This is a genomic window from Leptolyngbya sp. CCNP1308 (assembly GCF_034932455.1).
GTDB lineage: Bacteria > Cyanobacteriota > Cyanobacteriia > Phormidesmidales > Phormidesmidaceae > Nodosilinea.
This window is the reverse complement of record NZ_JAYGIH010000072.1, coordinates 260,874-283,244: the sequence shown is the minus strand read 5'-3', so window position 1 is coordinate 283,244 and position 22,371 is coordinate 260,874. Positions and strand designations below refer to the sequence as shown.

The window sequence follows — 22,371 nt, the reverse complement described above, 5'->3', positions numbered from 1 at the left end:
CCTAGGCTACCTCTTCCAGGGTGTCAGAGATTGACTCGGCCTCGCCCAGCACCGTCAGGAACTGAAGCCCCATGGCGATGTAAGTGGCGCACTGGGTCGGCGGCAGTCGATAGAACGACTGCCAGGCGGCGGCTTTGTCGGCCTCGTAGGTTCCAGCGCGATCGGGCTGCTGGTCGAGCCAGCCTAGGCGCACGGCATGGCCAATCAGCACATCGAGGTAGATGTGGTCTTCAAAATAGAGGTCAGAGTTGACCTTAAAGATTTCGCCCATTTCCCGCAGAGCCTCAAGGTTGAGGTGGCGATATTCTGGGGCCTGAATTTTGTTCAGCAGGTGAGTGATGCGGCGCTCAAAATTTTGCTCGCCGGGGGTCATTTCGGAGAGGATGCGATCGCTATCCAGCCTGTTCTTGCGATCAAACTTATTGCCAATCACAATGCCCTTTGAGTGCTTCAGCACCTCCCACACCTGGGTATAAAACCCCTCAGAGATGCGGGCAATTTCCCCATCAATGACCCGCTTGCGCCACCAGTCAGTGGGTTCGGCCTCGGCGGTTTCGGGCTCAGCCTCAATACCAATGGGCAGCACCTGCCAGTTGATTGGCATGTGAGGCTTAACGTGCAGCGACTCACGGCGAAACACCGACTGGTTGAGCCCGTCGAACCCGGCCAGTACCTGGCGCAGGCGAGTTTTTAGCTCAAAGGGGCTGAGGTCGATCAGCTGACCATAGGCTTCGTCTTGGGTGATGCCGCGCTCGCGGGCCAGCTCGCTGGTGATCAGCAGCAGCAGGTAGCCAATGCGCAGGGTCATCAACCCCTTAAATAGGGAAGGTTCGGCTTTGATTAAAATGCTCAGATCGATCAAGATCTCTTGGGTGAGCACGTGGTCGCGCACATCGTCACCGCAAAAGGTGCGAATTTTATCGACAATTTCGCTGTGACCCATGGGCTCGGTAATCAGCGACGCTTCGCTGTACGATTTGCCCACCGAAATTTGCTTTTGGCGCACCAGCAGTTCGGTCACCGCATCCGACAGGGTAATATCGGCCTTGCCCAGCAGCCCAGCAGCCCGGCGCAGCACGCTCCACTGCTCTAGCTGGCTGGCCTTGGCATAGACCTCATCCAGCAGGTTTTCGACGGTGACGGCGCGGCTGGGGCCACCCAGGCCGGTGTTGAAGTCGCTGCCGTGCAGGTGCTGAAGGGTAGCCAGCAGCTCGATCTGCTCATAGACGTTATTCGACTCGCGCAGCTGGGCGAGCAGCCGCTCCAGGTCGGTTTCATTTTCCACGTCGTACTCTTCGACCAGCGACAGGGGACCGTCGTGCCCCGGTTCAAAGCCCAGGTAGGCCGTCCACAGGGGGGTGTAGCCCACGGAGGTGCTGCCCAGCTGGTAGCCGTTGACGTTGTCGATGCGCTCCAGGTTGGTGGTCATCATCAGCTGGTGCAGGGGGCCGAGCTTGACCGGCACATGATCGCAGCGATCGCCCTGCAACTCCTGCATTAGCGCCATCAGCGGCGACTCATAAATTGGCTTGCGCCCCAGCTGAAACATGGCGTGGGTGAGTAGCAGCGTCACCGTGGGTCGCCCCGGCTCGCGCCAGTGGTCGTAGATATAGGCCAGCTCGCTGCGCATCTGGGCCACCAAAAAGTGATAGTCGAGGGTGAGATAAAACCGCTGCTGGTCTAAGAACGACGGCAAAAACACCACCGACTCGCCCTTAATGCGAAAAATACGGGAGGTGGTCAGGCTGCGCAGCCGCCGCACCGGGCGACCGCTGACACCTAGTTTGTCGTTCTTGCCGATCTCAGCGTAGATCGACGATAGCTCTGCGGCTGGAAACACCTCCACCGGGGCGATCTCGTCTAGGGTTTGGGTGGGCAGACCGTAGGTGGCCAGCTCCATTTGCAGAGCCTTATCTTCGGCCAGCAGGGCCACCTGCACCACCGGATAGCGGTGGTCGCCCAGGGCGCGGTACCGCCCCAGAGGGTCGATGTCGCTGGGCTTGAGCAGCCCGTCGTGGAGCAATTGCCCCAGCAGGTAGAGGCTCTGGGCCCACACCAGGGGCAGGTTGTCGTTGGGCAGGCGCGTCTGGCTGCCGGGCTTGGCCCGCTCGGCCTCAATTTTCTCTTCGGGCACGTAGTAGAGCTCAGGCAGCAGGCCCACCCCGTCGCGCTCCACCTCTAGGGCCGCCAGCCGCTCTTGGTAAAACGCAATCTGGTCTTGGTCGCCCGCAAACAGACTGTCGAGCCACAGATAGGTAAAAAACAGCGGCCACTCGCACTCAATGTGCTCAAACTGGCGTAGCTCTTCGGGTTCGTAGTGCAACCGGGTGGTGTCTTCAATCACCGCCTGGTGGCCGTCGCGCAAAAACCGCTTGCAGCCGTAGCGCCCCTGGAGCTTATCGACAATCTTTTGCCGGGTCTTGCGGGCTAAGTCTGCATCGTCAACGGCAAAGGCGGGGTAGCCAATCACGTTGAGTAGGGCAGCATCGACCTCCTTCGAGCCAGACTCTCGCGGCAGCATTGACTCTAAGGTGATGCGGGCGCGGGCAATCTCATCGGTGAGCACGTGGATCGTGGAGGCCTGCCCGCCGCGCATGCCAAACAGGTTGAAGCCCCGCAGCGCCTCTAGGGCCGCTTTGGCCAACCCCACCGAGCTGGCGTTGAGTTCCGGCTTGCCGTGGTTCATTTTGTTGCCCCGCTCCCAGATGCCGTAGTCGGGGGTGCGGTAGGCCCGACCAATGTAGTAGACCAGGTTTTGCACAAAGTTGACTTCATCTTGGGTGAAGATAATTTGCAGCCCTGAGGCAGTCATCTGGGCCAGCATGAGCAAATACACCGAGGTGGCGTCGATTTGCAGGTGGCCCCACTCGTCGTCGCCCACCACCGGCAGCCCAGTGCCGGTGTCGTACTTGGCGTGCAGCGCTTGCAGCGGATCCTGCCGCTCTTTGAAATGCTCAACCTTCTCAGACTGGCGCAGCATGGCTTGCAGCAGGCCCCGCATCAGCTTGACCACGCTCTGCTCTAGCTCGACGGTGCGGCCCTGGTCGTCATCCAGATGGCGGTAGGCCAGCGCCACCCCCCACACCGCCAAAATACTAAAGACGTTGTCGCGCACCCAGGCATCGGTGTAGTTGCCGTGCACATTCACCGCCGTGCTGGCTGGCAAAAGGCCGCTCACCGGGTGCTGCCGCGACAAAATCACGGTTTTAACCTGGCGGTAGTAGCGATCGAGCTGCTCTTGAAGGGCGGCTGAAGACATAGACGACGGCAGTAGGAACGACAGGGAAGGAAATTAATCGGGTTTTAACCCACTCTAGGGGCGATCGGCCAGATAGTAGTCATGGAAATCACAGAATCCTGATGGTTGGGCATGAGGCACTGCTAAGCAGGGGGGTGAAATGCGCCCTCTGCTTGGGCGCAAATTTATAGGGTCACCGTATCTTCCCCCTGTCAACTCCCGCTCCTATCAGCCCCCTTAAAATTAGAGAAAACCAGCATGGTATTACCAATGCCGACTACCACTCTCTACCAGCAAGACTTTTACGCCTGGACTCAGCGTCAAGCCGAGCTGCTGCGCGCGGGTCAGCTGGGAGAACTCGACATTGAGAACTTGATCGAGGAGATCGAATCATTGGGTCGGCAGGAGCGGCAGGAGTTGCGTAATCGACTGGGGGTGCTGCTGGGGCATCTGCTCAAGTGGAACTACCAGCCTGAGGCTCGATCTAAGAGTTGGGTCTACACCATCAAAGAGCAACGCCAAGAAATTCAGCGTCGCCTCAAAGAAAACCCTAGCCTAAAGCCCTACTTAAAAGAAGCGATCGCGGTGGGTTACGAGAAGGGGCTAAACCTGGTGGGCCAAGAAACACCGCTTGATCCTAAAAACCTGCCTCAGTCTTGCCCATTCTCTGAGACCGATGTCTTTGAAGCACCCATAGACTGGCCTCTGTAGTTGTAGATACTGTGTTAGCTCCCTAGGTCTTTTTACCCCAAGGAGCCAACACGGTATGCAGAACTTGCCTGACAACTGACGATTGAGCATGGGACATTGCTAGGCGGAGGTCTGAAATGCGCCGTAGGGTTGAATCAGGATTTCGGCTGGAACACCCAACTCCTGGTTAAGCTTGCGGATCATCTCCAGGGTAAGGAAGCGCTGCCGCGACAGCACCTCAGCAACCCACGCCTGGCTTCCTAAACAGGGTTCTAGATCCTGCGGAGACCAGCCGCGAGCTTCCATATAGTAGTGAATGGCTTCAATAGGATCGGGCAGCTCTACTGGGAAGTAAACTTTCTCGTAGGCATCTACCAAGGTGCTGAGCACCTCTAGCCGATCAGCCTCGGCAGTACCAGGAGCAGCATCGAATAATAATTCAATTTCTTGGAGTGCGTTTTGGTAGTCCGCCTCTGTTTTGATAGGGCGTAAATCCATAAGCTGACCTCTATTTAGATTGTTTCAGCGTTAACTTTGTCGTACTCCGCATGGGTGCCAATAAAGCGAATAAAAACGATGCCAATGTCATACCTGATTGATGCAATTAGGCGATATTTATTGCCTTTGATGTTAAAAACAACGCGGTTGTTACTGAGAATACTGGCATTGCGATGAACATTTTTGATGTCGGCAGGGCTTTGCCATTTGGCGTGAGAGGCTTCGTAGTACCAAGCTTTTAATGCTTCTTCAACATCAGGGTGAGATTCCCAAAACTCTCGCAGGGTACTACGGGACAGAATACGCATAAGAACTGACCTCTTGCAGTTCTACCTTACACCTAACCCTTGGGCAGCGTGCTCAACCAGTCTACCAACAAGGGATTGACCACCTCGGGGCGCTCGTCGTGGGGGCAGTGGCCGGTGTTGGGGATGCTGTGGAAGGTGACTAGGCCGGGGCGAGCTACATCCTCAGTCAGCTGCCGGTAAATCTCGGCCCCTTTGATCGGCGTCCAGGGGTCGTTTTCGCCCCAGAGCACCAGCAGGGGCTGGGCGATGTGGGGCAGCAGATCGTCGGGTTTTGGCCCCGGCGGCGCGGTGACAATGGAGGCAAACACCTTTTGCGCGGTGGGCTTGCAGGCGGGGGTGTAGATCATGTCGATCAGCTCGTCGGTGACGGCGGCGCGATCGCGGTAGACCTGCTGAAGCGAGCTACGAATGCGGCCCTTGCGCCGCACCTGATTGAACACCAGTGGCCCCACTCTGGGAGAACTCACTAGCCAGGTAAAGGCTCCCATGATCCAGGTGAGCGGTGGGTAGAGTTCTTCGGGGCGGTGGTTGAGGCCCCCGGCACAGTTGAGCACGGCCCCGGCTTTGGCTTTGTCGGGGTGGTTGGCCAGCATCATGAGCGTGAGCAGCCCGCCGATGGAGTTGCCGATGTAGGTGGCGGGGGTATTGATAAGCTCGGCCCAGAAGTCGGCCAGCATGTCTTGCCAGAGGTCGAGGGTATAGGGAATTTCAGGCTGATCGGAATCGCCAAAGCCCAGCAGATCGATCGCATAGACTCGATGCCCTGCCGCTGCCAGTGCGGGAATATTCTTGCGCCAGTGGCCGAGGGATGCGCCAAAGCCGTGGATGAGGATGATGGGGGTGCCTTCTCCGGCTGCGGTGTAGGCGATCGCATAGCCCCGCCAAGTCCAGGTGTGCTTTTGTAGCGAGGCCAGCGACAGAGAAACCAGTTCAGCAACCATAGTCAGAAATGTAACGAAGTGTGACTATGTTCCATGATACAGGGGTTCGCTCTGACCGTTAGTTGAGAGTGTCTACCGTGGCTTCGAGCTCAGGCCGGGTCGGCAGCGGTTGGTTAAACCCGTTAAGCAGCGGGCTTTCTTCTAAGCGCTCTTGGGCGATGGCGCGATCGAGGGGCTGCACCTGCCGCCGCAGCGTCTCAATATCCTGCTCCCCTGGGGATACAAATAGCTGTTGGCCGCTGGTTAAAACCACCTCATCCTCGCCGTCAGCCAGCCGAAAGGCGACTTCCCCTTCCCAGGAAAAAATTTCGACTGGGGCATTGGGGTCGTCGTCGATGTTGACAAACACCGTGGTGCCGCGAATGCCCGCAATGCCGACGGGGGTGACAATTTCCACGGGCTCTGGCAATGCGCCCTCAACCCAGGTGATCATTTGCCCGGCATCGAGCTGAAGCTGGTTGGGTTGCAGGGTGAGGGCCGCATTGCCGCCGATGCGAAACATCGCTCCGGTGACTAGGCCCACCTCGGCCAGGGCCTGGTCGGCGGTGCGAATTTGGTCCCCGTAGGCCAGGGTCTGGTCAAGCTGGGCTGGCTCTGGCTCGCCCTGGCCGAGGGTAACCGACACGGGGTTAGCGACAATAGCTTGAATGGTTGCAATGGTCGGCTGGGCTTCCTGGGCGGGTGCAACCGTGGTTTCAGGAGGAGTGGTTCGCTCGCAACCCGTGAGGGCCATGCCGCCCGCCATCAACAGCGCCACGGCCAGAGATCTGCCCTGGGTCATGGTCTTTGCCCGACCCCTGAGAGCCAGCGCAATTCCCTTTGGAATAGGTTGCATAGTTATGGTGGGGCTAAGGATTAACGTGCCAAGTCCTATAGTTAGATTATTCAGTCTGAGCTGCTGGTTTTCCGGTAAGGCTGTGAGTCAGTGATATCGTCGTCGTCAACCCCGCCCCTTTACTCGGAGATTGAACCCTGTGGAACTGGTGATCTGGCTATCAGTGGTGCTAGCTGTACTGGGCTTTGGCATGGGGGTAATGGTGTGGGCCTACCGCCGTCCCCTGGGCAACAGCGCCCTCTTTGCGGCTCCGGTGATGGAACTGTCGATGCCCATTGGTGACGAGGCCAGAACCCAGTTTGAGGCGGGCTGTGCGGCCTTTGCCCAGGGCCGTTACCCGGCGGCGATCGATCAGTTCACCGCCGTCATGACCGCTGAGCCGACCTGTGCCGAAGCCTTTCACAACGGTGGATTGGCCTACGCCAACATGGGCACCGATGGGCAGGCGGTGCAGGCATTACTCAAAGCCAGCGAGCTGTACGATCGCCAAAGCACCAAGCCCCGGCTCGATCTCGTCAAGCAACAGCTCGAACAAATCGCCAGCCGTCGGGGTCTTAAACCCAGCACCGCTGCCTAGGGGATGCACCGATGGCTAAACAGCGTCTAGATGCCCTGTTGGTAGACCGGGGTTTATGCGAATCGCGGCAGCAGGCCCAGCGGCTGATTCGCGCTGGGGAGGTGCAGGTCAACCACGCCGTTGTCGATAAACCGGGCACAGCCTTCGCCGAGGATGTGGAACTGCTGGTAAAGGCGCGATCGCCCTACGTCTCGCGCGGCGGCGAAAAGCTGGCCAAAGCCCTAGGCGAGTTCCCCATCGAACCCAAGGGACGCATTGCGCTGGATGGAGGGATTTCGACCGGGGGCTTTACCGACTGCCTGCTGCAAGCGGGGACCGCGCAGGTCTACGGCATTGATGTGGGCTACGGTCAGGTGGCCTGGGCGCTGCGCCAAGATCCGCGCGTGGTGCTGCGCGAGCGCACCAACCTGCGCCACCTCACCCCCGAGCAGCTCTACAGCGAGAATGATCCCCGCCCCGACCTGGGGGTGATGGATGTGTCGTTTATTTCGCTGACCAAGGTGCTGCCCGCCTTTTGGGCGCTGCTGGTGCCGCCGCGCGAGGTGGTGCTGCTGGTGAAACCCCAGTTTGAGGTGGGGCGCGATCGCGTCGGCAAAAAGGGCGTCGTGCGCGACCCTGGGGATCAGGCCGATGCGATCGCCAGCGTGCTAGCCTCGGCCCAATCTCTCGGCTGGGTCTACCAGGGGCTCACCTGGTCGCCCCTGCTCGGCCCAGCGGGCAACATCGAATACCTGCTGTGGCTGAGCCAAACCGACACAGAACCGCCGGTCTCAGCGCCCGGTCTGACTGACTTAAAAACCCTAGCCGTCAACGCTCGCCTTGCGTTGGAAGACTGATTGCAAACTTTGCGACAAGCTGCCCAGAAGAGACTTAGGTCTCAGCAAGCAGTTGGAAACCCATAGCCTTCTCTGCCAGGGGCTAAGGCAAAGCTCCTACAGCGAGGAGACAGGCCATTGCCCAGGTCATGGCGATCGCGCGACCCACGATCACGCTGTCCCATCGGTTTTGCAGGGCGCGAGGGTTATCGAGGGGGGTGCCCTGCTGCGTTGCCGCTTTCATGGCTTCATTGACGGGTTTAGCCACCCTCAAGTACAGACCCAGCTGTACGAGCAAGCCAGCTAAGGCAGCGATCGCTAACCCACTAGAGAGGCTGCCCAGGGGGCTAGTGGCCGCAACGGCAGCCGTTGACAGTACCGCCAAGGCACCAAAGATAGGCATGCGGGCATCGGCAACTCGGTGCAGATGGGCCATGACATTGGCGATCGCCTGCTCATCACTGGCGGCCAGAGCCGGTCGCCCCACCACCGCAAAAAATACATCCACGCCGTAAACCACTCCCGCTGACAAAACTGCCAGCATCAGTAACACATCAGCCAGCATAGGATCCCTCCTTCAGGTCATTGAGTAGCGAAATTTCTCGGGGTTGCCAGCCCAGGGTTGTTCTAGCCTTGGCTCCGCTCACCTGCTGGTCAAGGGCTAGGGCATTGGCAAAAGCTCCCATCGCCAGACGCGCCTCCGCGATCGGCCACGGTTGAATGCGCCCAGGAATCTGAGCGGCCTGACTGGCGGCTTCAGCAATCTCTTGCAGCGTTAGCACCTGACGATCGGCGGCAATCAAGAGCGAACCTGCCGAGGCTTGCCCTAGGGCGGCTACATAGCAGCGCGCCAAATCATCCACATGCACCAGCGTCCAGCGGTTGCGGCCTGAGCCCACAAACTGGACCACCCCCTGCTGACGCCCAGCCCCCACCAGCATGGCCACAATGCCTCCGCCTTGGCCATAGACCAGCGCCGGACGAATGACGATGGTGCGGATGTGGCGATCGCATGCTGCTAAAACCTGAGCCTCCAGCTCAGCCCGCCAGGCAATCAGCGGGGTGGGATTCAGCGGTGTAGTCTCGTCGGCCAGGCGATCGCCCGTGTTGCCCAGCAGCCAGATACCCGTCGTATAAATAAACGGCTTACCCGTTCCCGCCAGGGCTTCGAGAAACGTATCAACCGCTAATCTCTCGGCACCGGCCATCTGGGCATCGCCGGTCGATGCCGCATGGATCACCGCATCGACCTGGTGTGCCGCCTGGGCCAGGGTTTGGGGCTGGTGCAGATCGCCGACTAGAGGACGTACGCCCAGCGCTGCCAGCTTGTGCGCCGCCGCGTCTGAGCGGGCCAAGCCAGTCACCGTGTATCCAGCCAGTTGTAGGGCTCGGGCGATCGCGCTGCCAATGTAGCCCGTTGCGCCCGTAACTAAAACATTCATAGTGAGTTGCCTCGCAATAATTAGTTGGTCAACCAACCAAAAACGGTCAAAAAAAGAGAACTCCCCTCCCCACGCGACTACGACTTATCCAACTGGGTCATAAACATCTGCATTAGAACCCCATAGGCACTGTCAAGGTCAAACGCTGGATCGGCTAGCTTTTGCAAAGCTAGCCCGTCAAACGCAGCTAGCAAGACCGCCGCCGTGGCCTCTGGGTTAGCAATCGCATCGCCCGCAATTTGGCGCACTAGCCGAGCAATGCACTGCCTCCCGGTAGCCAGCATAATCTGCACGGCCTCGTGGAAGTTAGCGTTGCGCAGCCCCAGGGCAAACAGCTCACAGCGCAGCCGAAACCATTCGGGCTCGTTGGCCACCCGTCGCTTGGGCTCGGTGAAGGTGGTCTCTAGCAACTGCTGTGCGGTCAGCGTGTTGCACCAGTGCTCCACCTCTTTCACATACCGTTCGCCAGCGGTGTAGAGCACCTCCTGCAAGAGCTGATCTTTACTGTTGAAGTAGTAGTGAATTAGTCCGGGGGCGACCCCAGCTCCTTGGGCAATTTCCTTCATCGTGGCTGCGTCATAGCCCTCCTCTGCCAGCAGTTTGTAAGCTGCAGAAACAATCAGCGAGCGATTGTTGGCAGTAGATGACCCAGGCTTTCTCCCCACTGAACCTCCCTTAAAGAGTATTGGTTGGTTGACCAATTAAATTCTAGCTAAGCCTGCTTAATTTCTGCAACCCCATGGCATTACTTTCTGCCGGAGACTGCTCCATGCCCTAACCTATGTCCTCCCGTAGGGGCGAACGGCGTTCGCCCAGCTGAAATTCGCCCGATTCGCTGCGCTCTGTCCATTCTGTAGACCATTTGCCATCGATCAATCTGCCGAGGGCCATGGCAGTGTCTCCTGTTGAGTGGGAGGGGTAGGAAATTTTGGATTGGGAATTTTGGGAGATGAATTCAGATAGTCCAAAATCCAAAATCAATCAAACCTATAGGCGGCCATGCTAAACGCTCCATAGGTAAAGCCGTGGTGAATCTGCTGGCCAGAGCCACCAGCGCCGAGAGCGACAAATAGGGGCAACAGGTGCTCTTCACTGGGGTGGTTTTTGGCCGCGTGGGGGGCTTGCTGGCGGTAGTTGAGCAGGGCTGGGATGTCGTTGGCGGCGATCGCCTCGGCCAGCCAGTCGTCAAAGGCTACGGCCCAGGCGGGCGGCGGGGCATTGTAATTGTCGTCAAAGGCTCCCAGGTTGTGGGTGGCGGCACCGCTGGCGAAAATCAGCACGCCTTCGTCTCGCAGGGGGGCGAGGGCTTGGCCGAGTTGGTAGTGGTGCAGTGGCGTTTGGTGGGGCTGAAGCGAAAGTTGTACGACAGGGATGGTGGCCTCTGGAGCCGCCAAAATCAGCGGTGTCCAGACGCCGTGGTCGAAGCCGCGATTCGCGAATCGATCCGTTCCGGAATCGCGATTCACGCCCGCTGAGAACCCGGCCTCGTCAAGCCTGGCTATCACCTGTTCTGCCAGCGCTGGATCCCCTGGGGCGGGGTAGTTCAGCTCGTAGAGCGCTTGGTCAAAACCGCCAAAGTCATAGATCGTCTTGGGCTGCTCGGCGGCGCTGACAGTGGGCTGCGCCGTGAGCCAGTGGGCCGAGATCGCCAAAATGGCCTCTGGCTTCGGCATGGTCTGCAAGAGCGATCGCAGAAAATCTTGGGTCGGCCCGGTGCGAATGGGCAGATCGGGTGCCCCATGGGAAACAAACAGACTGGGTAGAGAAGCCATAGTTTTAGTCTAGATAGTTTTAAGTAGAACTATCTGACGCAAGGCTAGAGCGTTCTCTCTGACCCTGGCAAATTGATACTCGGTAGCGCCCTAGCCTAGCGACTGTAAAGCTGGGTCAACGATCGCAGTCGATCGCTCAAGGCATTGGTCAGTAGGGCCGAGCTGCGGTAGCGCCAGCGCCAGTTGCCGTCGTTGCGGCTGGGGTCATTCATGCGCGATCGCCCGTCCAAATCCAGCAGGTCTTGCAGGGGAATGACCGCCAGATCGGCCACCGAGGCCAGCGCCGTGCGAATCAGCAGCCAGTTGATGTCTTCAATCGCCTCTGGCGAGGCGTAGCCCGAGTAGCGGGCCACAAACTGTCTTTCGCTGTCGCTGGCCTGCTGCCACCAGCCGATCGCCGTGTCGTTATCGTGGGTGCCGGGGTAAACCACCGTGTTGCGGGTGTAGTTGTGGGGCAGGTAGGCGTTGTTGGGGTCGTCGCCAAAGGCAAACATTAAAATACGCATACCGGGGAAGTCAAAGCGATCGCGCAGCGCCTCCACCTCGGGCGTAATAATGCCCAAGTCTTCTGCCATAATCGGCAGCGTTCCCAGGGCTTCGCCGAGGGCGGTAAAGAACTTTTCGCCAGGGGCTTCAATCCATTCGCCATTCATCGCGGTTTCTTCGCTCGCGGGCACCTGCCAGTAGGCTTCAAAGCCGCGAAAGTGGTCAACCCGCACAATATCGACGTACTGGAGCGTCACCTGAAAGCGCTTAATCCACCAGGCAAAGTTGGTGTTTTCGGCTTTCTCCCAGTTGTAAACCGGGTTGCCCCAGAGCTGGCCCGTCTCGCTAAAATAGTCGGGCGGCACTCCCGCGATAAAGGCGGGTTCAAAGGTGTTGGGGTCGAGCTTAAACAGCTCGGGGTCGGCCCACACATCAGAGCTGTTGTGGCACACGTAGATCGAGATATCGCCGACGATCTGGATGTTTTTGTCGTTGGCGTAGCGGCGCAGTTTTTGCCACTGCTCAAAGAATTTGAACTGCACAAACTGATGGTACTGAATCTGGGGCTTTAGCGCCTCCCGCTGGGCTTGCAGCGCCTCGGGCTGGCGGCGGGCGATCGCAGGATCCCAAAAATTCCAGCTTTTGCCGTCGTGGGCCTCTAGCAGGGCCATAAACAGCACAAAGTCATCCAGCCAGGAGGCCTGTTCTTCACAGAACTGGGCGAACTGAGATTGCTGCTCGGGCGATCGCCCGGCGAGAAAGCGGTCGTGGGCCTGCTTGAGAAACTGAGTTTTGTGGGCAATCACTCGGTCAAAATCGACCTTTTCGGGGTCCACGTCGGTTAAAGGCGTCAGCTCTTCCTCTTCCAGCAAGCCCTCGGCGGCCAGCTGATCGAGATCAATCATCAGCGGGTTGCCCGCAAAGGTGCTGAAATTCATGATGTAGGGCGAATGCTCATAGCCCGTTGGCCCCAGGGGCAAAATCTGCCACAGTTTTTGGCCACTCTTCGCCAAAAAATCGACAAAGGCGTAGGCGGCTTGGCCCAAATCCCCAATGCCGTAGCGGCTGGGGAACGAGGTGGGATGCAGTAAAACGCCACTGGCACGGGGAAAGCTCATAGGGATTCGGCGATCGCGCTTGCAAAATGAATAATAATAGTTGAGGCCGCATCAAGCAGCCGAGCCGAACAGTATGTTGCCACACCATCGGCAATGCTATTGATAGTGGCAAATGTCTGCCAAACGCATCCTCCTAAGGGCTGGGTGTGGCCAGTTCCCGAGTACCTATGTAAGCGCTGCATTCTTAGCATTCTATTTACGTTCTTGGTCTTCCTGTGAATTCTATAGGAGTGTCTTTGCTCGGGGTAATGTGCCGCCGCTAGGGATGGTAAGCCATGTCCATGCTGTTGAACATCAAGGCTTTCGGCGATCAGCAATAGGTCAAGTCCAACGCCATGGACTGGGGAACGATCGCGCGATCGCTCTTACCTTCGGACGATGACGACTCAAACCAATTTCGCTAACCTGGGGGCGGACATTGCGTGCAAATGGATAGAGCGACCTTGAAGAACGATCCCCTGTGGTTTAAGAATGCCATCATCTACGAAGTGCCCGTGCGGGCCTTTGCCGACAGCAACGGCGATGGTATTGGCGACTTTCGGGGGCTGACCGGCAAACTCGACTACCTTCAAGACCTAGGGGTGACCGCCATTTGGCTGCTGCCCTTCTTTCCGTCGCCGCTGCGCGATGACGGCTACGACATTGCCGACTACGTAAATGTCAACCCCATCTATGGCACCCTAGACGATTTCAAAGAGCTGCTAGATGCCGCTCACCAGCGGGGCATTCGCGTCATTATTGAGCTGATCGTCAACCACACCTCTGACCAGCATCCGTGGTTTCAGCGGGCCAGGCGATCGCCCAAGGGTAGCTCAGAGCGCGATTTCTACGTCTGGAGCGACACCTACGAAAAATACCAGGAAGCGCGGATTATCTTCCAAGACTTCGAAACCTCGAACTGGACCTGGGATTCGGTGGCCAACGCCTACTTCTGGCACCGCTTTTATTCCCACCAGCCCGACCTCAACTACGACAACCCCGCCGTGCAGCAGGCCGTATTTGACGTCATGGACTTTTGGCTGGAGATGGGGGTTGACGGGCTGCGCATGGACGCCGTGCCCTACCTCTACGAGCGCGAGGGCACCAACTGCGAGAATTTGCCCGAAACCCACGCCTTTTTGAAAAAGCTGCGGAAGCACGTCGACGAAAAGTTTCCCAACCGCATGCTGCTGGCCGAGGCCAACCAGTGGCCTGAAGATGCCGCCGCCTACTACGGCGACGGCGACGAGTGCCACATGAACTTCCACTTTCCCCTGATGCCCCGCCTGTTCATGGCCCTGCGCATGGAGGACAGCTTCCCGATCGCCGACATTTTGCAGCAGACCCCGGCCATCCCTGACAACTGCCAGTGGGGGCTGTTTTTGCGCAACCACGACGAGCTGACCCTGGAAATGGTCACCGATGAAGACCGCGACTTTATGTATCGGGTCTATGCCCAAGACCCTGAGATGCGGCTGAACCTGGGCATTCGGCGGCGGCTGGCCCCGCTGCTGGGCAACGATCGCCGCCAGATCGAGCTGCTCAACAGTCTGCTGCTGTCGCTGCCGGGCACGCCCGTGCTCTACTACGGCGACGAAATTGGCATGGGTGACAATGTCTACGTGGGCGATCGCAACGGCGTGCGCACCCCCATGCAGTGGAGCTTTGACCGCAACGCAGGCTTTAGCAACGCCAGCCCCCAGCGGCTGTTTTTGCCCCTGATTGTCGATGCCGAGTACCACTACGCCACAGTCAACGTCGAGGCCCAGCGGGCCAACCCCAGCTCGCTGCTAAACGCCACCAAGCGGCTGATTGCCATGCGCAACCACTTCAAAGCGCTGGGCAGCGGCGACTTTCAGCTGCTGCACCCCGACAACCGCAAGGTGCTGGCCTTTACCCGCACCTACAAAGATGAGCAAATTTTGGTGGTCGCCAACCTGTCGCGCTTTGTGCAGACCGTCGAGCTAGAGCTAGGGGCACTGAAGGGGTGGATGCCGGTCGAGATTTTTGGCCGCACCGAGTTTCCCCCCATTGACGAGGATCCCTATTTCCTCAGCATTGGGGCCTACGCGGTCTACTGGTTTACCCTCAAGCCCCAGGTTGCGCCCCTGCCCGAGGCCATCCCCCAGGCCGAGCTGCCCACGCTGGCCCTGGAGGGGGCCTGGCCCAGGGCGTTTTCGCAGCTTCAGTCGGCCCAGACCCGCAGCTTTACCTTTAGCCTAGAGACCCTGCTGCCCCAGTACCTGGCCAATCACCCCTGGTTTGGCGGCCGCACCCGCACAGTGCAGACGGCCCGCATTGTCGAGGCGATCGCCATGCCCTACAGCACCGGCCACGCCCAGATGCTGGAGCTGCACGTGGACTACATTCAGGGCGGCCCCCAGACCTACGTGCTATTTTTGGCGGTGGCCGAGGGCGAACAGGCGCTCCAGCTGCTGGCCGAGACGCCCCAGGCGGTGGTGGCCCGGCTGCGGCTGCCCAAGGGCAGCGGCGAAGCAGTGCTGTTCGACGCGATCGCCGACAAATCGTTCTTAGCCACCCTGCTAGCGGGCATGGCCCAGCGCCAGGTCTACCAAAATGCCGCCGGTAAGCTAGTGGCTACCACCACGGCTCTGTTCGACGAGTTGAGCAAAGGGGAAGCTAGCCCTGCGATGGGCGATGAGCCGAGGGGCGACGGTCTGCCCTTTGAAGGAACGGTGATGAAAGGCTCCCACAACAACACCTCCATCGCCTACGCCCAGACGGGCAGCGTCTCGGCCCAAAATCGCCTGGTACTCAAACTGTTTCAAAAAGTTGAGGAAGGGCAGCACCCCGACCTAGAAGTCCGCCGCTTCTTAGATCAGCACCAGCACTTCACCAACATTCCCTCGATCGCCGGGACGCTGACCTACCACCGGCCCTCGGCAGAGCCGATCACCATCGGCCTGCTGCAAGAGTTTATCGCCAACACCCGCAGCGCTTGGGACTACACCCTTGACCACCTGCGCGACTACTTCGACCTCGTGGTGATGGATCAGTCGGATATTGCCGAAGCGCCCATGCCCGTGGGGTCGCCCCTGGATCTGGAGGCGGTCAGCCCCAGCGCTACCGAGGAAGAGGTCTTTTTTCCGCTGCCCTACTGCCCGCTGCCCTCCGTTGAGTCTGAAATTCCGGCCTGCAAGGCGATCAACAGCTACCTGGCCAATATGCAGCTGCTGGGTCAGCGCACCGCCGAACTCCACGTGGCGCTGGCGGTGGATGCTGACACCCCGGCCTTTACGCCCGAGCCTTTTACCTCGCTCTACCAGCGATCGATCTACCAGTACAGCCGCAACCTCACCGGGCAGGTCTTTTTGCTGCTAAAAAATCGGCTGAATACGCTGTCGCCAGAGACGCGATCGCTGGCAACGGTCGTGCTGAGCCAGCACGATGCCTGCCTGAAGCGGTTTCAGCTCGTTTTAAACCACAAAATTACGGCGCTGCGGCTGCGCTGCCACGGCGACTATCACCTTGAGCAAGTGTTGTACACGGGCAAAGACTTCTACATCATCGACTTTGAAGGCGACCCGGCCCGCAGTTTGAGCGAGCGCCGCATGAAGCGATCGCCCCTGCGCGACGTAGCCGGCATGCTGCAATCGTTTTACTACGCCGTCAACATGGCCCTCGACAATGAAATCGAGAGCGGCATGGGCCAGCCTGACCAGCGCGATCGCATGGCGCAGTGGGCCGAGTTTTGGTACCGCTGGGTCAGCACCACCTTTGTCAAAGCCTATCTGTCCACGGCGGTGCGCGACAGCTTCTTGCCCCAATCCCAGCAGGAGTTAGAGGTGCTGCTCAACAACTACCTGATCGAGCGCGCTATCCACGATTTGGGTCGCCATCTCACCAACAAATCCACCCATGTCACCATTCCCCTACGGCGCATTCTCTATCTTTTGAGAATTGACCTTGACAGCAACGCGTCTCATCCTGAAGCGAAGATGTTTAGCAAGTAATCCAAGGACATTGTGAAACTCGCTCGAACGTTCTAACATCACCCATCGTCGCGCAGAAAATTTTCGGCCAGCTGCTTTTTGGCCAACAGGCCCAGGGTCTGCAGAGCCTGCTCAACCTGGTCAGACCACAGCACCGCCGTATTCAACCGGAAGCAGTTGGTGTAGCACTGGCCCGAGGCCGAGAACATGACGCCGGGGGCGATCGCAATGCCTTGGCCCAGCGCTTCCTGGTACAGCCGCATCGAGTCGAAGCCCTCGGGCATCTCCAGCCACAGTACATGGCCTCCAGTGGGCCGCGTCACGCAGGTTTCGGCAGGGAAGCAGTCGCGAATCGCCTGCTGGATGTGCGCCATTTGGTCGAAGTAGGCCCGGCGCAGCTGCCGCAGGTGGCGATCGTAGCCGCCGTTGGCCAAAAAGGCCGCCACCGTCAGCTGCGGGGCGATCGCCGTATTTTGGTTAAGAATTGACTTCATGCGGGCGATCGCGGTGTGGTAGCGGCCTCCGGTGCACCAGCCCACCCGCAGCCCTGGCGAAAGGGTCTTACTCACCGAGGCACAGTAGAGCACGCGGTTTTCGCTGTCAAAAGCTTTGATGGCCTTGGGGCGAACCCCCTCGAAGCAGAGGTCGCCGTAGACATCGTCTTCAATTAGCGGCGTGTCGTACTGGTTAAGCAGCTCCACCAGGCGCTTTTTCTTGCGGTCATCCATACAGCTACCCAGGGGATTGCTGAAATTCGACACCAGCAGCACCACCTTGACCTCGCCGGTTTGCAGCGCCTCTTCGAGGTGGGGCAGGCTAATGCCGTCCCGAGGGTGGGTGGGCAGGGTGAGCGCCTTCAGCCCCAGACATTTCAGCGCCTCTAGCATGGCAAAGTAGGTGGGCGACTCGATCGCCACGGTGTCGCCGGGCTGGGTCAAGGCTTGCAGGCAAAAATAGATCGCCTCGTTGGCCCCATTGGTAATCACCATCTGGTCGGGGTGCACCGAGCAGCCCGCGTCTAGCATACGCTTGGCCAGCTCGGCCCGCAGCTCGGGGCAGCCCAGGGGCGTGCCGTAGGAGTGGGCCGCATGGGTATTGTCGCGCAAAATTTTGCCCATCAGGCGGTTGAGCTGGGCCAGGGGCAGGTGTTCTAGGGCTGGCAGCGCGGCCCCCAGCTGAATCAACCCCGGCTCGCGCATCAGGCTGATCACCTCAAAGGCCAGGGAAATGTCGATGTCGGTGGCCTGGCGGGGTGGGGCAGTAGGGGCCGGTTCCTGGGGCAGTTGCAGATTGGTTTGCTTGACGTAGTAGCCCGACTGGGGCCGCACTACAATCAGGCCCCGGTCTTCGAGCAGGCGGTAGGCTTCCATCACCGTGGAGGTGCTGACCGACAGCTGGGCCCGCAGCTTGCGTACCGAAGGCAGGCGATCGCCCGGTTGCAGGGTACCGTCGGTGATCAGCCGTTGCAGGCGATCGGCGACCTGCTCGTAGAGGACCTGGTTGGGGGCGAGGGTGACGGGGGTGAGGGGCATGGTGGGGAGTAGGGGAGATGGGGAAAGGGGGAGTGACGGGGGGGATAGTTTTGAATTTTGAATTTTGAATTTTGAATTGAGGAAAGTGATGGAGTCGGGGGGTAGGCAGGAACAGTTCTGGGGTGACGCGACCAGAACAGTTGCAAAAACTTAAACTGTTACCAAGACAATTTACGCTAACTGCCTCTGTTCCGCTAGGGGTAGATCGCAGAAACTTTACCTAGGCCGAATCGATTCGCGCTGTTCCCGTTGGCCCTTCGCCTGTATTAGAGGACAGCTCCATGAAACCCAATAGTTTGTACGCTCAGCTAGAGCTCATTCCAGAGCCGCACAAGCGCTCAGTTCAGACCGACTACTCCATTGCGCGGGTTTGGGCTGGGGCCAAGCAGCGCTTCAGCACTGTGGGCACCGCCCTGCTGACCTACCTCTGCGGCTCCACAGACCTCAGTGTGACTGTGAAGCGCAATCACCGGGGTAATACCCTCTTTGTTGCCTACGATCCGGTGACTCAGCAGCGCCATACCTTCAGTTCTGAGCAAGAGCTGCGGGTGTGGGTTGACCAACGCTACTACCAATAGTGGCGGCACTCCCTCATCGATTCTGTGGGGTAGACGGCCCTAGCTGTCTTCCCCACAGATTTGGGGACTGAACCGGTTAAGGGAGGCTGGCCGAGGGTTTGCGGTGACTACATAGATCTGTAAACTTTGCTTGACGACGCGGTATATAGGCCGACTTGAGCGCACCGATGAGTAGGCTGGATTTGAGAATTTTCTCGGCAACCCGCTTTACCCATTGCCCAGGACACCGCCATGCTAGAGCTACTTCGGAGTGTGTTTAGTCAATACTGGCCACAATTCACCTGGAAACTGTATTACTGGTTCTTTAGCCCTACAAAAGTCACCCTGGCATTGCTAGTGGTAGCCGCAGTAGCGCTAATCGCCGCCAAACCTAGGTATCGGCGGCGCATGGTTTTGGCGAGTCTGACGTTATTAATGACCTATTTGTTTGTGCTGTCGCCGCTGTTTTCGATTCCGGCGACGGCGCTGCTGTCGAGTTTTGTGCCCCCCGACACCGGGGGGGCGGCCGATGCCATTGTGGTGCTGGCCCGCACCCGTCGTGTTCAAGGCGATCGCTACAATACGGCTCTAGATATGGTGGCCGAGGGGCGATCGCAAAATCTTCTAATTATGGGGCGCTCCCAAGGGGGCGATGTGCTCAAAGCCCTCGATCAGCGCGATCTCTCGCCCAATTTAATGCTCAGCGCTGTCTGTGTCAAAACCACTAAGCAAGAGGCCGAGTCAGCCGCCGCCGCCCTGGGTACTAGGGGGTTAAAGCGAATTATTTTAATTACCGATACGCCCCACATGCTGCGGGCCTGGCTCACCTTTAAGGGGCTGGGGTTTGCCGTGGTGCCCCACAGTGAGCCGCTGCCGGACGAGGTGGGCAAACGTGAGCGATCGCTGCTCGCCATTCGCGAATATCTGGGGCTAGTTAGCTATGCTGGCCTAGGTCGCTTTAAAGGGAAGTCATCGGATACCCTTCCCCAGGTGGCCCAAGAGATGGCCAAAGACTTTCCTGCCGACCGCTGCTTTATGACCGCCGAGCAAATTCGCCAGGCGTTTATGCTGAGTTGACCAGTCTAACGGTGAGGGTAGAGCCCCATGACCATTTCGCTGACCCAGGTTGATGCATTTACCGACGCCGCCTTTGGCGGCAACCCGGCAGCGGTGTGCGCCCTGCCCGAGGCCCCCCCCGACCGCTGGATGCAGCAGGTGGCCCAGGAGATGAACCTCTCAGAAACCGCCTTTTTTTACCCCGAGGCCGACGGCTACCGACTGCGCTGGTTTACACCCACCGTTGAGGTCGATCTCTGCGGCCATGCCACCCTGGCCACCTGCCACGTGCTGTGGAGCGAAGGCTACCTAAGCAACGAGCAGCCCGCCACCTTCCATACCCGCAGCGGATTGCTCACCGCCCGCCGCCTGGGCGACTGGATTGAGCTTAACTTTCCTGCTAACCCATCCCACCCCATTGCCGAGCCCGACGGTCTAGCCAACGCCCTCGGCACAACCCCCAAGGCCGTCGTTGAAAATTCCCTGGGCTATCTAGTCGAGCTAGAATCGGCGGCGGTGGTACGCGACCTGCGACCCGACTTTGCGGCCCTCGGGCAGTTCCCCGTCCACGGCATCATCGTCACCAGCCTGGGCGACGCGCCCTACGATTTTGTCTCTCGGTTCTTTGCCCCCGGCCTCGGCATTAATGAAGACCCCGTCACCGGGGCGGCCCACTGCTGCCTCGGCCCCTACTGGCGCGCAAAGCTGGGCAAACCCACCTTTCTTGCCCACCAGTCGTCGGCCCGGGGCGGCGTAGTCAAGGTGCAAGAGAAGGGCGACCGCATTCTGCTTAGCGGCCAGGCCGTCACCATCTTTAAAGGAGAGTTACTCCACTGATGCCCGTCGAGGTCACCACCTGGTATTTAGAAATGCTCGCCCCGGCCCAGCTGCGGCCCAAACTCAGCGATCGCCCCGATCTGGAGATTCGCCACGCCAAGGTGCCCTGTCCAGAATTCAGCCGGTTTCTCTACACCAGCGTGGGTGGCCAGTGGTACTGGTGCGATCGCCTCGCCTGGAGCCGCGATCGCTGGCTCACCTACCTCAACCGTCCCCAGGTTGAAACCTGGGTGGCCTACATTTCGGGCACCCCAGCGGGCTACATCGAGCTAGAAGCCCATCCCCAAGGCGATATTGAAATCACCTGTTTTGGCCTGCTGCCCCAGTTTATTGGCCAGGGCATTGGTGGCCACCTGCTGACGGTGGGCGTGCAGCGTGCCTGGGGCAGGGGAACCAGCCGCGTATGGGTACACACCTGTAGCCTCGATGGCCCCTTTGCCTACAAAAACTACGAGTCGCGCGGGTTCACCCGCTACGACACCAAGGTCGCTTGCAAAGACCTACCCGATAAACCGCCCGGCCCCTGGCCCAACAGCAATTTCCACCCGCAGCCATGAATCACCCCGACTACTACCGCACCATGGCGCGCTACAACCAGTGGATGAATGAGAACATCTACGCCTGCTGCGCCCAGATCTCGGATGGCGATCGCAAAGCCGACCGGGGCGCGTTTTTTAAGTCTATCCATGCCACGCTCGACCACTTGCTATACGGCGATCGCGTCTGGATGGGTCGTCTCAGCCACCAGCCCTACCCCAACCTCAGCCTGGGTCAAGACCTCTACGCCGACTTCGACCAACTCCGTCAGGCCCGCACCAGGATGGATGCCGCGCTGATTGACTGGGCCGCCACCTTCACCCCCGCCTGGCTGGCCCAGCCCTTTGAGTACACCAGCAACGTCGATCGGCAGGTTCGCCTGCTGCCCACCTGGCTGCTGATCACTCACCTGTTTAACCACCAAACCCATCACCGGGGCCAAGTTACCACTCTGTTATGTCAGCTTGGCATCGACCCTGGCCCTACCGATTTGCCCTGGATGCCGTTGGCATAATCGCCTCCTTACAACCTGGGCTGATACGTTTCGCCGTCGCTCTCTGCGGCGACGTTTATGCGGTTCCACGCAGCTTGTCAGTAATTAAAAAGCTCTTTGCTTAAGCAAGACGTCCTCAATGGCGCAGCTTTGGCCTAGGCCGACCACTTTTCAAAACGCCCGGCACAATTAACTTGAGCGGAGCAAGATAGTATTTTGAGGATGGCTGATGGCTATAAATCGAGAATCTTCTGCTGCTGGTCAAAAAATACCTTAGGTCTTTGCCATAGCCTCGCTGCTCAATCAGCTTTTCCAGATCCAATTTATAGGCAGCCAAAAAAAGTTCTGTTAGCTGGTAGCTGCTTACCCAAGGTGAACCTGTGCGCTTTAACTCAGCCGCAAAAAGGCTGTCAATAGCCTCTAACACCTGACTCATTGAGGAAAATGCTGACAAGTTTTGCGGAAATGCCATAGTTGCTCGATTGCCTGTAGGTACAAATCATCTCCGTAACTACACCCCCTTTCGTGCCATTTCACACCTGAAGCTGTGCGGGTTTTCCCTATGGCAAGGGCAACATCATGACGGTAATCTCCACTATCCTGAGTTCCCTACGGTATTTGTCTGAATAACACTTGGCGTTGTGTAAATCACACAGCACCAGAGAAGCCTCTGCTTCCATAGAAGGTAAAGTCTGGGCTAGGACAGC

The 22,371-nt window shown here is 58.9% G+C and carries 21 protein-coding genes; 9 read left to right on the top strand and 12 right to left on the bottom strand.

The window, feature by feature from the left end; translation table 11 throughout:
* Position 1: 1 nt before the first annotated feature.
* On the bottom strand, positions 2 to 3,259 hold the full coding sequence (locus tag VB780_RS15595; RefSeq protein ID WP_323352082.1) for a glycoside hydrolase family 15 protein: 3,258 nt from the start codon (positions 3,257 to 3,259) through the stop codon (positions 2 to 4).
* Between the two features lie 249 nt (positions 3,260 to 3,508).
* Here VB780_RS15595 and VB780_RS15590 point away from each other — a divergent pair, with 249 nt between their 5' ends.
* Positions 3,509 to 3,949: a DUF29 domain-containing protein gene (locus tag VB780_RS15590; protein WP_323352081.1), complete on the top strand. Its 441-nt coding sequence runs from the start codon at positions 3,509 to 3,511 to the stop codon at positions 3,947 to 3,949.
* A 99-nt stretch (positions 3,950 to 4,048) separates the two neighbouring features.
* Here VB780_RS15590 and VB780_RS15585 read toward each other — a convergent pair whose 3' ends face one another.
* The 4 genes from VB780_RS15585 to VB780_RS15570 are packed head-to-tail and all read right to left on the bottom strand — an operon-like array spanning position 4,049 to position 6,510.
* Entirely contained in the window at positions 4,049 to 4,426 is a 378-nt protein-coding gene (locus VB780_RS15585) for a hypothetical protein (protein WP_323352080.1), read from the bottom strand.
* A gap of 14 nt (positions 4,427 to 4,440) precedes the next feature.
* On the bottom strand, positions 4,441 to 4,734 hold the full coding sequence (locus VB780_RS15580) for a type II toxin-antitoxin system HigB family toxin (protein WP_323352079.1): 294 nt from the start codon (positions 4,732 to 4,734) through the stop codon (positions 4,441 to 4,443).
* Between the two features lie 32 nt (positions 4,735 to 4,766).
* Positions 4,767 to 5,675 (bottom strand): alpha/beta fold hydrolase, encoded by a 909-nt coding sequence (locus tag VB780_RS15575; RefSeq protein ID WP_323352077.1) that lies wholly within the window; start codon positions 5,673 to 5,675, stop codon positions 4,767 to 4,769.
* A gap of 58 nt (positions 5,676 to 5,733) precedes the next feature.
* Complete coding sequence (locus VB780_RS15570) at positions 5,734 to 6,510, bottom strand: FecR family protein (RefSeq protein WP_323352076.1); 777 nt, start codon at positions 6,508 to 6,510, stop codon at positions 5,734 to 5,736.
* A 139-nt stretch (positions 6,511 to 6,649) separates the two neighbouring features.
* Here VB780_RS15570 and VB780_RS15565 point away from each other — a divergent pair, with 139 nt between their 5' ends.
* Both VB780_RS15565 and VB780_RS15560 read left to right on the top strand, forming a co-directional pair.
* Positions 6,650 to 7,087 (top strand): hypothetical protein, encoded by a 438-nt coding sequence (locus VB780_RS15565; protein WP_323352075.1) that lies wholly within the window; start codon positions 6,650 to 6,652, stop codon positions 7,085 to 7,087.
* An 11-nt stretch (positions 7,088 to 7,098) separates the two neighbouring features.
* Positions 7,099 to 7,923, top strand: coding sequence for a TlyA family RNA methyltransferase (locus VB780_RS15560; RefSeq protein ID WP_323352074.1), 825 nt, complete (start codon positions 7,099 to 7,101; stop codon positions 7,921 to 7,923).
* Between the two features lie 82 nt (positions 7,924 to 8,005).
* Here the strand turns inward: VB780_RS15560 and VB780_RS15555 are convergent, their stop codons facing one another.
* From VB780_RS15555 to malQ, 5 genes are all read right to left on the bottom strand, one after another.
* Positions 8,006 to 8,467 carry a hypothetical protein gene (locus VB780_RS15555; protein ID WP_323352073.1) on the bottom strand — a complete coding sequence of 154 codons (462 nt, stop codon included), beginning with the start codon at positions 8,465 to 8,467 and terminating at the stop codon, positions 8,006 to 8,008.
* Positions 8,457 to 9,344, bottom strand: a complete 888-nt coding sequence (locus VB780_RS15550) for an SDR family oxidoreductase (protein ID WP_323352072.1) — start codon at positions 9,342 to 9,344, stop codon at positions 8,457 to 8,459. The genes VB780_RS15555 and VB780_RS15550 overlap by 11 nt, the downstream gene beginning before the upstream one ends.
* A gap of 77 nt (positions 9,345 to 9,421) precedes the next feature.
* Complete coding sequence (locus VB780_RS15545; protein ID WP_323352071.1) at positions 9,422 to 10,009, bottom strand: TetR/AcrR family transcriptional regulator; 588 nt, start codon at positions 10,007 to 10,009, stop codon at positions 9,422 to 9,424.
* Between the two features lie 312 nt (positions 10,010 to 10,321).
* Positions 10,322 to 11,116 carry a class III extradiol ring-cleavage dioxygenase gene (locus tag VB780_RS15540; RefSeq protein WP_323352070.1) on the bottom strand — a complete coding sequence of 265 codons (795 nt, stop codon included), beginning with the start codon at positions 11,114 to 11,116 and terminating at the stop codon, positions 10,322 to 10,324.
* A gap of 95 nt (positions 11,117 to 11,211) precedes the next feature.
* Positions 11,212 to 12,720, bottom strand: coding sequence for a 4-alpha-glucanotransferase (gene malQ / locus VB780_RS15535; RefSeq protein WP_323352069.1), 1,509 nt, complete (start codon positions 12,718 to 12,720; stop codon positions 11,212 to 11,214).
* A gap of 443 nt (positions 12,721 to 13,163) precedes the next feature.
* Here malQ and treS point away from each other — a divergent pair, with 443 nt between their 5' ends.
* Positions 13,164 to 16,673, top strand: coding sequence for a maltose alpha-D-glucosyltransferase (treS, locus tag VB780_RS15530; protein WP_323352068.1), 3,510 nt, complete (start codon positions 13,164 to 13,166; stop codon positions 16,671 to 16,673).
* 38 nt (positions 16,674 to 16,711) lie between these two features.
* Here the strand turns inward: treS and VB780_RS15525 are convergent, their stop codons facing one another.
* Positions 16,712 to 18,184, bottom strand: coding sequence for a PLP-dependent aminotransferase family protein (locus VB780_RS15525; RefSeq protein ID WP_323352067.1), 1,473 nt, complete (start codon positions 18,182 to 18,184; stop codon positions 16,712 to 16,714).
* Between the two features lie 281 nt (positions 18,185 to 18,465).
* Between VB780_RS15525 and VB780_RS15520 the strand changes: the two genes are divergently transcribed.
* The 5 genes from VB780_RS15520 (at position 18,466) to VB780_RS15500 (ending at position 21,685) form a co-directional block, all read left to right on the top strand.
* Positions 18,466 to 18,762 (top strand): hypothetical protein, encoded by a 297-nt coding sequence (locus tag VB780_RS15520; protein ID WP_323352066.1) that lies wholly within the window; start codon positions 18,466 to 18,468, stop codon positions 18,760 to 18,762.
* A 231-nt stretch (positions 18,763 to 18,993) separates the two neighbouring features.
* Positions 18,994 to 19,818 carry a YdcF family protein gene (locus VB780_RS15515; protein ID WP_323352065.1) on the top strand — a complete coding sequence of 275 codons (825 nt, stop codon included), beginning with the start codon at positions 18,994 to 18,996 and terminating at the stop codon, positions 19,816 to 19,818.
* Positions 19,819 to 19,845: 27 nt separating this feature from the next.
* On the top strand, positions 19,846 to 20,634 hold the full coding sequence (locus VB780_RS15510; protein WP_323352064.1) for a PhzF family phenazine biosynthesis protein: 789 nt from the start codon (positions 19,846 to 19,848) through the stop codon (positions 20,632 to 20,634).
* The gene (locus VB780_RS15505; protein WP_323352063.1) at positions 20,634 to 21,191 is read left to right on the top strand and encodes a GNAT family N-acetyltransferase; all 558 of its coding nucleotides are present in this window, start codon (positions 20,634 to 20,636) and stop codon (positions 21,189 to 21,191) included. Before VB780_RS15510 ends, VB780_RS15505 begins: the two co-directional genes overlap by 1 nt.
* The gene (locus tag VB780_RS15500) at positions 21,188 to 21,685 is read left to right on the top strand and encodes a DinB family protein (RefSeq protein WP_323352062.1); all 498 of its coding nucleotides are present in this window, start codon (positions 21,188 to 21,190) and stop codon (positions 21,683 to 21,685) included. The genes VB780_RS15505 and VB780_RS15500 overlap by 4 nt, the downstream gene beginning before the upstream one ends.
* A gap of 115 nt (positions 21,686 to 21,800) precedes the next feature.
* Here the strand turns inward: VB780_RS15500 and VB780_RS15495 are convergent, their stop codons facing one another.
* The gene (locus VB780_RS15495) at positions 21,801 to 22,136 is read right to left on the bottom strand and encodes a hypothetical protein (protein ID WP_323352061.1); all 336 of its coding nucleotides are present in this window, start codon (positions 22,134 to 22,136) and stop codon (positions 21,801 to 21,803) included.
* Between the last annotated feature and the right edge of the window lie 235 nt (positions 22,137 to 22,371).